This is a genomic window from Ilyobacter sp. (genome assembly GCF_041583315.1).
GTDB lineage: Bacteria > Fusobacteriota > Fusobacteriia > Fusobacteriales > Fusobacteriaceae > Ilyobacter.
Window position 1 is genome coordinate 1 of the sequence record NZ_JBFHGC010000047.1, and the last position, 8,887, is coordinate 8,887.

Below are 8,887 nucleotides of genomic sequence, written 5' to 3' on the forward strand. Positions count from 1 at the left end.
ATTTCATTCACTGCATATATACATAAATTTAAAAAATTGAAAACATTAAAAAAAATTTATTTTTTTGTAAAAAGAGTACGTTGAATATAATACACAAAATTTGGAATTATTACAAGTTAAAAAAATCTTTTTTTTATATTGCTAAAAAATGTTTGAAAGAAGTGTAGATTTATACTTTTTTTTAAATACTGCTTTACATACTGAATAAATTCAGTAAAAAATAGAATTTATAATTTTTTTAAAAAACCTTAATATTGAATCAGCAGTTGTGTGATAAGGATAAACAAAAATTAAGTATAAATGAAACTTTTCTTTAATAAACAATTAGCTTTAAAAGGTAAAAAAAACATATCTTAAAAAGATATGTTTTTACTCTATTTATCAGAACTTTTTTCAAAGAGAAACTGATTTTTTTAAAATATAAAATTTTTTATTTTAAAAGGTACGGAGTTTCCTGGTAGACACAGTAATTCAGCCAGTTGGAAAAAAGTAAATGAGCATGTGCTCTCCAGGTTACTACAGGGTTATTTTCAGGATTATCATCTTTAAAATAATTTTTTGGAACATCAATTGGAAGACCCTTATTCAGGTCTCTGAAATACTCATCTTTTAAAGTATTTTTTTCATACTCAAGATGGCCGCTTATGAAAATATGCTTTCTGTCTCTCGTGGCTACAAGACATATACCCGCTTCTTCTGACTCAGCTAAAATTTCAAGTTCCGGAACCTTTTCAATGTCATTTCTCATGACGGTGGTGTGCCTTGAATGAGGTACAAGAAACTCATCGTCAAATCCTCTTGTAAGTTTTGTTTTCAGATTCAAGATTTGATGTTTAAAAATTCCAAATATTTTTTTATCTGTGGGAAATTTTGGGATACCGTAATGGTGGTAAAGTCCAGCCTGAGATCCCCAGCAGATATGCATAGTTGATGTGACGTTGGTTTTTGAAAACTCCATGATATCCTGAAGCTCTTTCCAGTAGTCCACATCTTCAAATTTAAGATTTTCAACAGGAGCTCCGGTGATTATCAGACCGTCAAAAGTGTGATTTTTTATATCTTCAAAAGTCTGGTAAAAACTAGTGAGGTGATCCTGGCTAGTATTTTTAGAAGCATAAGTCCCTGTCTTGAGAAGAGTAATCTCTATCTGCAGAGGGGTATTCCCTAAAAGCCGAAGGAGCTGTGTTTCTGTAACTATTTTATTAGGCATAAGATTGAGAATTACTATTTTCAGAGGTCTTATGTCTTGACGAAAAGCCCTCGATTTATTCATTACAAATATATTTTCATCCTTAAGAGTTTCATAGGCAGGCAGTTTTTTAGGAATTACTATAGGCATTTTATCCCCCTTTAAAATAGTAGAATAATTATGAGAATTTATATTAGGGGGATTATATCACGAAAGCTCTTTAAAATCAATCGGCCTAGTCCTCTAAAGTTCTTTTACCTGCAAAATGAATGGCTGATTTTGCCAGGATTTTTGTAGGGTCTATGCATCCCTTTGCGATACCTAAGATATTAAAGGCAACGGGAAGCTCTGTGCACCCTAAAATTATGCTTTCACCTTCTATGGAATTCAAGTATGAAGTCAAAAGATTTTTATCTATATTTTTGAGAGCTGTATCCCCTTTTTTTATGCTGTATATAATATCTGTGATAACATCCTCTACAGCTTTTCCCGGTCTTGATATTTCAATGTCATAATTTTTAAATATATTATCATATATTTTGGTCTTGTATGTTCCCTGTGTGGAGAGAAGCCAGACTTTTTTTGATTCCGGATTTACCTTTTTTATCTCCTTTGCAGTTTCTTCGATCATGTTTATAAAAGGGATTGTGAGATACTCCGTGATTTCGTCATAAAAATAATGAGCGGTATTGCAGGGCATAATAACTACATTAGCCCCCATCACTTCAAGCTTTAAAGCAGCTTCAATCATATATTTTATTGGGTTTTCACCATCTCCTAAAATATATTTTGTTCTGTCTGGGATAATGGGGTAGTTATTTAAAATTATATGGATATGGTCGTTGTCATTTTTTGCATCAGTAAGTGTGACAATTTTATTGAAGAGATCTGAAGTTGCAAGTGGACCCATTCCCCCTAAAATACCAACTGTTTTCATTTTAATCAGCTCCTTTGAATAATTTCTAATATGAATTAAGTTTAAATTTGGATTTTCAGTATGTATAAAGATTTAGAAAGAAAACTAAAACTATAAAAAATACTTATCAAAACTGTTTAATATTGCTATATTATACCTAAAAAAGATTGATATGAAAAATATTTAAAAAGTATGTGATTGAGACTTTTAAAGTATTAATTTTGGATTCAGGAGGAAGATATGGATATAAGACAGCTGAAATATTTTATGGCCATAGTGGAAGAGGGGAACATAACAAAGGCGGCAGAAAAATTACACATGGCCCAGCCCCCGTTGAGCTATCAGTTGAAACTCATGGAGGAAGAGCTAGGAGTGAAGCTCCTTGAGAGGAGCACGAGAAAAATAGAGATAACAGAGGCCGGTGAGATGCTAAAGACCCGGGCAGAGCAGATAATAGAGCTTTTTGACAAAACGGTTAAAGATATAAAAAATTTCAACGAAGGGTTTACAGGAACTCTTTCTATGGGTGTAGTGGCATCCTCTATGGGAGTTATATATCCAAAATTTATTCAGGAATATCATGCAGAGTATCCGGATATAAGTTTTGACATAAGAGAGGGAAATACAAACAGGATATTAGAATTTCTGAAAAACGGTATTATAGAGCTAGGTATAGTGAGGACACCATTTAATTCTGAGAATTTTGAATCGGTAAGTCTTCCCAATGAACCTATGATTGCAGTGACAAAACCTCAAAGTGATTTTGGATGGGATAAAAAGAATCTCAACATGGATGATCTCAAGGATATTCCGCTTATACTGGACAGAAGATTTGAAAAGATGATAATAAAAGCCTGTCAGCAGTGGGGATACAGACCAAAAATACTGTGTGAAAGTGAAGATACAAGGACTATACTTTCCTGGGTAGATGTTGGTATGGGTATAGGTGTGGTCCCAAAATCTTCTAAAGAGTTTGTAAATCTGATGAACCTGGAATATAAAGAGATCGAGGAGTTTTCTCTGGAAACAGGCACGTGCATAGTCTGGGTAAGAGACCGTCGTCTGTCTGAAGCTGCATCCAATTTTTTGGAAATATTCAAAAAAATTATGCATTAAAAAAACAAGAGGTTTCCTTTGTGTTTATTCCTTGAAAAACAGAGTTTAAAAGGGATAATATAAAAATATTATATACACATTTTATACAAAATATATATTTTATACAGAAAATATTGTTGACATAATGTACTAGTTAGTATTACTATTTGTATAAAGATATTATACTAGGTAGTATTATATTATAAAAAATTTTTAGGAGGAATCGAGTGAAAATCTCTTTTATAGGGGCTGGAAAAATAGGAGTATCCCTGGGAAGGTATTTTAAAAGCAGGGGTCTGAAAGTGGCTGGTTATTTTGACAGCATAAAATCTTTTGGAGAAAAGGCAGCCGCTGCCACTGGAAGTATCAACTTTGAAAATTATAGAGAAGTCATTGATGAGAGTGATATCATATTTGTTACTGTGCCTGACGGCTTAATAAAATCTGTCTGGGAGTGCCTTCTGAATGAAGGAGTATCAGATAAAATGATGGTTCATACAAGCGGGGCTCTTTCAAGCCAGGTTTTCTACGGTGCCAATGATAGAAACTGCAAAGTTATGTCGATCCATCCTATGATGACTTTTGCAGGCGGGGATACAGAGATAGACAGAATGGAGGTTATGCCCTTGACTATAGAGGGTGACCTAGAAGAGTTTGAATCTTTTCTGAATATATTGCCTAACAACAAGTTTACGATTTCTCCGGATAAAAAGGTGAACTATCATTTAGCAGGAGTTTTTGCTTCTAATCTTTTGATCTCTGTTGTTCACAGAGCCCTTAAAAATATAGAAAAAGCAGGTCTTGAAATGGGAGATGAGATAATATTTCCCATAATTCAAAAGACTATTGAAAATATAAAAGAGAAAGGTACCTCTGGGTCTGTAACAGGACCACTTGAGAGGGGAGACATTGATACTATTTTGAAGCACCTTGAAGTGCAGCATGGAGCTGAGAAAAACCTCTATGTGGAAGCATCCTTGGAGCTTATAGAGATAATGAAAGACAGAGACAGAGATTACAATGAAATAAAAAAACTCTTAGAGGGGGAATGATGAAAAACACGGTAGTAAGTTTTAGAAACGCAAAAGAGACAGGGAAAAAGCTGTCAATGGTCACAGGATACGACTATACCACAGCCAAAATCATAGATGAGACTGGAGTAGAGGCAATTCTTGTGGGAGATTCCCTGGGAATGGTATGCTTAGGTTATGATTCTACCCTTTCAGTCACCCTTGAAGATATAATTCACCATGGAAAAGCTGTGATGAGAGGTGTAAAAGAGACCCTTGTTATTCTGGATATGCCTTTTATGTCATATCATAATACCATTCCAGAAGCCGTAACCAATGCTGGAAGGCTTATAAAAGAAACAGGGGCCCACGCAGTAAAGCTAGAGGGCGGAGCAGATATGGTGGATAAGGTAAAGGCCATTGTTAAGGCACAGATACCTGTCATGGGACACTTAGGACTCACTCCTCAGTCTGTAAATGTATTCGGAGGATTTAAAGTTCAGGGAAAAAGTGAAAATGAAGCTAAACAGATGATAAAAGATGCAAAAGCACTTGAAGAAGCAGGTGTGTTTGCAATAGTTCTAGAGTGTGTACCAGAAAAACTGGCAAAGATAGTAAGTGAAAGCGTGTCTGTACCGACTATAGGTATAGGTTCTGGAAATGTATGTGACGGTCAGGTGCTTGTGATTCAGGATATGCTCAACATGTACGGTGATTTCAAACCGAAATTTGTAAAGACTTTCGCAGATGTAGGGAAAGTGATGAGAGAAGGGCTAGAAGCTTATGTAAAAGAAGTAAGGGAAGGAACTTTTCCTGCAAAAGAGCATACTTTCGGAATAAAAGATGAAGTTCTTGAAAAACTTTATTAGGGGGATAAAATGGACGTTCTAAGAAGTGTCGATGAGATCAGAAAAAAAGTGCAACAATGGAAAAAAGACGGCTGCTCAGTGGGATTTGTCCCTACAATGGGCTACCTTCATGATGGGCACAAAAGTCTTATAGAGAAGGCAGCATCAGAAAATGACAAGGTTGTTGTAAGTGTCTTTGTAAATCCGAAACAGTTTGACAATGCATCCGATTTGGAGACATATCCAAGTAATATTCAAGGGGATAAGGATCTGGTGACAGTTGCAGGAGGAGATATTATATTTGCTCCCACTGCTGCAGAGATGTATCCAGATGGATTTGCTACAATGGTGGATATAGAGGGATTGGACAAGGAACTATGCGGAGCAACGAGACCCGGCCATTTCAGAGGTGTATGTACTGTGGTTACAAAACTTTTTATGATAGTGGCACCAGACAGAGCCTATTTCGGAGAAAAGGATTTTCAGCAACTGGCTATAATAAAAAGATTCACCAAGGACATGAATATTCCTGTGGAAGTCATAGGATGCCCCATTGTCAGAGAGGAAGACGGACTTGCAATGAGTTCCCGTAACTCTAAGCTTTCTCCTGAGGAGAGGAGAAAAGCACTTATTATTATAGAGGCTCTCAATGTGATAAAGGAAATGGTTTATCAGGGAACTACTGATGTTGAGGAACTAAAAAAAGAAGCATTCAGAAAAATATCTACAATGGACATTGCAAAGATCGATTATTTTGAAATAGTAGATCCTGATACGTTGGAAAAAATAGATGTGGTAAAAGAAAAGGCACTTGCAGCAACAGCAGTTTTTATTGGAAAAACTAGATTAATAGATAATATGATTATAGGAGAGTGAAAATGCAAATTCAACTTTTAAAAGGAAAGATTCATAGGGCTACGGTAACTCAGGCGGAACTTGATTATGTGGGAAGTATCACACTGGATAAAACCATAATGGAAGCAGCAGGAATAAGAGAATATGAGCTTGTACATATTGTAAATATAAATAATGGTGCCAGATTTGAAACTTATGTAATAGCAGCAGAAGACGAAAAAGGAATAGTATGCTTAAATGGTGCAGCAGCAAGAATGGTACAAAAGAATGATAAGATAATAATAATGGCCTACTGTATGGTAGATGAAAAAGAGGCACACACTCATCAACCGAAAGTAGTTCTTATGGGTGAACATAACGAAGTAGAAAAGATCTCCAGCTATGAAAAGCATGGTAAATTAATATAAGCTTATAGAAAAACAATAAAAGGGGCCTCGGCCTCTTTTTCTATTGGGAAAAAATAAAGTGTGAAATTAAAATAAAATGCCAAGTTATTTTGAGTTTTTATTACCAAAACGATTTATAACTATAATGAAGCAAATTATATGTAAAAATAAGCCATTTTATTATTGAAAAAAAAACTAATTAGTAGTATAATTTTTTTTATGATGAATAAAGAATATGATAGAGACGAATGGAGAAATCTAAAACTTTTAGTTACATTTTCAAGGTGTTATGCCTCGGTGAACAGGAGAATATATCCTGATATGAAAAAACAGGGAGTAACAGAGGCACAGTTTTCAGTATTAGAGCTTTTATATCACAGAGGGGAGTTTACAATCAAGGAAGTTATAGAAAAAACTTTTTCCAGTGGCGGAACAATGACCGTCATAATAAACAACCTGGAAAAAGAGGGGCTTATAACCAAAAAAAGAGATGAAAAAGATAGAAGAGTTTTTATTATTAAAATAAGCCCTAAAGGTATTGCACTGATGGAAGAAGTTTTTGATAAGCATTTGGAAAATTTAAAAAAAGCTTTTGGTGTTCTTACAGAAGCGGAACAGATGATAATGATAGAGCTCCTTAAAAAACTCGGAAAGGGATAGCTCAATTTTTGTTCGTTAAAATTTATTTGTCGATATTTTTTTATTCATAATGCTGGATAATTATAGTTAGGAGGATAAATGAGAGAGAGAAACAAACAGATAATGAAAGAAGCAAAAGTAACAGTAATTCTTTATTTGATTTATTTTGCATGGTGGTACTTTTTTGCCTATGGGATGGGTGATAAGGACCCTATGGACTACAGGTTTATAATGGGACTTCCAGAATGGTTTTTCTATTCATGCATAGTTGGATTTTTTGTTATATGCACCCTTGTATATTTTGCAATTAAGATATTTTTTAAAGAAGTGGATTTTGACTAGGAGGAATAATGGATAAAATAATGATACTTATACCTTTGATAATTTACCTGGCGGTGATGCTTTTTATTGCATATAAAACAAATGAAATAAAACATTCGGGGGAAGTTAACTTTATAGAGGAATATTTTATAGGAAGCAGGAATATGGGAGGATTTGTCCTTGCCATGACTCTTATTGCAACCTACGCAAGTGCCAGTTCATTTATAGGTGGACCTGGAGTAGCTTATAAGCTTGGGTTAGGATGGGTATTGCTAGCGTGTATACAGACGCCTACGGCATTTCTCACCCTGGGGGTATTAGGTAAAAAATTCGCCATAATATCCAGAAAGATAGGTGCGGTAACCATAACGGATTATCTGAGGGCGAGATATAAGAGTGATACAGTCGTGATACTCTCCTCTATAGCCATACTTGTATTTTTTGCAGCTTCCATAATAGCTCAGTTTATAGGGGGAGCCAGACTTTTTGAAACAGTGACTGGTCTTTCATACCATACTGGACTTCTTCTTTTTGGTGTTGTAGTTATTATATATACCACATTTGGAGGATTCAGAGCAGTCGCTCTCACTGACGCCATCCAGGGAATAATGATGATGGTGGCCACTACTTTCCTTTTCTTTGCCATATTAAAAAATGGCGGAGGTATGGAAAACATAATGCAGGGACTGTTGAAAACCAACCCAGATCTTCTCACACCAACATCTGGAGGAGCCATAGCTAAACCGTTTATATTATCATTCTGGATGCTTGTAGGAGTGGCAGTACTGGGACTACCCCAGACAACAATCAGATGTATGGGATTCAGGGACTCAAAGTCTATGCACCGTGCCATGATAGTTGGAACCTTTGTGGTAGGTTTTCTTATGATAGGGATGCACCTTATAGGGGTAATGGGAGCTGCTGTAGCCCCTGGAATAGATGTAGGGGATAAAATAATACCGACACTGGCTCTTAGAAATATGCCCCCTATACTTGCAGGAGTATTTATAGGAGGTCCTTTGGCAGCGACAATGTCCACAGTGGATTCTATGCTAATACTATCCTCAGCAGCAATTGTAAAGGATCTTTACATACATTATATAAACAAAGATGCAGACGATAAAAAAATAAAAAAACTTACACTTTTCACATCTCTTACAGTAGGTATAATAGTTTTCATGCTTTCTATGAATCCACCGAAACTTTTGGTATGGATAAACCTTTTTGCCTTTGGAGGACTTGAAGCAGCTTTTTTATGCCCTATAGTACTGGGACTCTATTGGAAAAAAGCAAATGCAACAGGAGCCATAGCTTCTATGCTCACAGGAGTGGGATCTTATTTTTACTTCACCATCAGTAAGATAAAGCCTATGGGTATGCACCAGATAGTACCTGTTATATTTATTTCTCTTATGGCCTTTACCATAGGTTCACTTATAGGTAAAAAACCAGAAGAAGAAGTACTGGAAATATTTTTTTAAAGTAATTTAAAAATGTGAAATCTAAATAGAAGATATTAAAATTTTGAGAAAGATTCTTTAGAGAGTCTTTCTCTTTTTTTTTTAGTTAGGTAATGTTGGAGAATTACTGAATTTACCCAGTGTTACTTTTCTCTTGACAGAAAAGTA

General features: G+C 35.2%; 10 protein-coding genes. 8 read left to right on the top strand and 2 right to left on the bottom strand.

Annotation, left to right across the window (positions count from 1 at the left end):
• Positions 1-430 precede the first annotated feature (430 nt).
• Positions 431-1,339, bottom strand: a complete 909-nt coding sequence (metA, locus tag ABZA26_RS02930) for a homoserine O-succinyltransferase (protein WP_372713026.1) — start codon at positions 1,337-1,339, stop codon at positions 431-433.
• A gap of 85 nt (positions 1,340-1,424) precedes the next feature.
• Positions 1,425-2,126, bottom strand: a complete 702-nt coding sequence (locus ABZA26_RS02935) for an aspartate/glutamate racemase family protein (RefSeq protein ID WP_372713027.1) — start codon at positions 2,124-2,126, stop codon at positions 1,425-1,427.
• 219 nt (positions 2,127-2,345) lie between these two features.
• On the opposite strand from ABZA26_RS02935, the gene ABZA26_RS02940 reads away from it, so the two are divergent.
• The 8 genes from ABZA26_RS02940 to panF all read left to right on the top strand — a co-directional run bounded on the left by ABZA26_RS02940 (position 2,346) and on the right by panF (position 8,740).
• A complete protein-coding gene (locus ABZA26_RS02940; protein WP_372713028.1) occupies positions 2,346-3,221 on the top strand; it encodes a LysR family transcriptional regulator in 876 nt (291 codons plus the stop codon).
• Between the two features lie 206 nt (positions 3,222-3,427).
• Entirely contained in the window at positions 3,428-4,252 is an 825-nt protein-coding gene (locus tag ABZA26_RS02945; RefSeq protein WP_372713029.1) for a Rossmann-like and DUF2520 domain-containing protein, read from the top strand.
• Positions 4,252-5,079 (top strand): 3-methyl-2-oxobutanoate hydroxymethyltransferase, encoded by an 828-nt coding sequence (gene panB / locus ABZA26_RS02950; protein ID WP_372713030.1) that lies wholly within the window; start codon positions 4,252-4,254, stop codon positions 5,077-5,079. The genes ABZA26_RS02945 and panB overlap by 1 nt, the downstream gene beginning before the upstream one ends.
• Before the next feature lie 9 nt (positions 5,080-5,088).
• Entirely contained in the window at positions 5,089-5,934 is an 846-nt protein-coding gene (gene panC, locus ABZA26_RS02955; protein WP_372713031.1) for a pantoate--beta-alanine ligase, read from the top strand.
• 2 nt (positions 5,935-5,936) lie between these two features.
• Positions 5,937-6,320, top strand: coding sequence for an aspartate 1-decarboxylase (gene panD, locus ABZA26_RS02960; RefSeq protein ID WP_013387589.1), 384 nt, complete (start codon positions 5,937-5,939; stop codon positions 6,318-6,320).
• 198 nt (positions 6,321-6,518) lie between these two features.
• Positions 6,519-6,959 carry a MarR family winged helix-turn-helix transcriptional regulator gene (locus ABZA26_RS02965; RefSeq protein ID WP_372713032.1) on the top strand — a complete coding sequence of 147 codons (441 nt, stop codon included), beginning with the start codon at positions 6,519-6,521 and terminating at the stop codon, positions 6,957-6,959.
• Positions 6,960-7,037: 78 nt separating this feature from the next.
• Positions 7,038-7,280 carry a YhdT family protein gene (locus ABZA26_RS02970; protein ID WP_372713033.1) on the top strand — a complete coding sequence of 81 codons (243 nt, stop codon included), beginning with the start codon at positions 7,038-7,040 and terminating at the stop codon, positions 7,278-7,280.
• A gap of 8 nt (positions 7,281-7,288) precedes the next feature.
• Positions 7,289-8,740, top strand: a complete 1,452-nt coding sequence (gene panF / locus ABZA26_RS02975; RefSeq protein WP_372713034.1) for a sodium/pantothenate symporter — start codon at positions 7,289-7,291, stop codon at positions 8,738-8,740.
• The last annotated feature ends 147 nt before the right edge of the window (positions 8,741-8,887 follow it).

Excerpts from the sequence above, each read along its gene's own strand:
- panF (WP_372713034.1), top strand. The coding sequence starts at position 7,289 with ATGGATAAAATAATGATACTTATACCTTTGATAATTTACCTGGCGGTG.
- panC (WP_372713031.1), top strand. The coding sequence starts at position 5,089 with ATGGACGTTCTAAGAAGTGTCGATGAGATCAGAAAAAAAGTGCAACAA.
- metA (WP_372713026.1), bottom strand. The coding sequence starts at position 1,339 with ATGCCTATAGTAATTCCTAAAAAACTGCCTGCCTATGAAACTCTTAAG.
- panB (WP_372713030.1), top strand. The coding sequence starts at position 4,252 with ATGAAAAACACGGTAGTAAGTTTTAGAAACGCAAAAGAGACAGGGAAA.
- panD (WP_013387589.1), top strand. The coding sequence starts at position 5,937 with ATGCAAATTCAACTTTTAAAAGGAAAGATTCATAGGGCTACGGTAACT.
- ABZA26_RS02935 (WP_372713027.1), bottom strand. The coding sequence starts at position 2,126 with ATGAAAACAGTTGGTATTTTAGGGGGAATGGGTCCACTTGCAACTTCA.
- ABZA26_RS02965 (WP_372713032.1), top strand. The coding sequence starts at position 6,519 with ATGATGAATAAAGAATATGATAGAGACGAATGGAGAAATCTAAAACTT.
- ABZA26_RS02970 (WP_372713033.1), top strand. The coding sequence starts at position 7,038 with ATGAGAGAGAGAAACAAACAGATAATGAAAGAAGCAAAAGTAACAGTA.
- ABZA26_RS02940 (WP_372713028.1), top strand. The coding sequence starts at position 2,346 with ATGGATATAAGACAGCTGAAATATTTTATGGCCATAGTGGAAGAGGGG.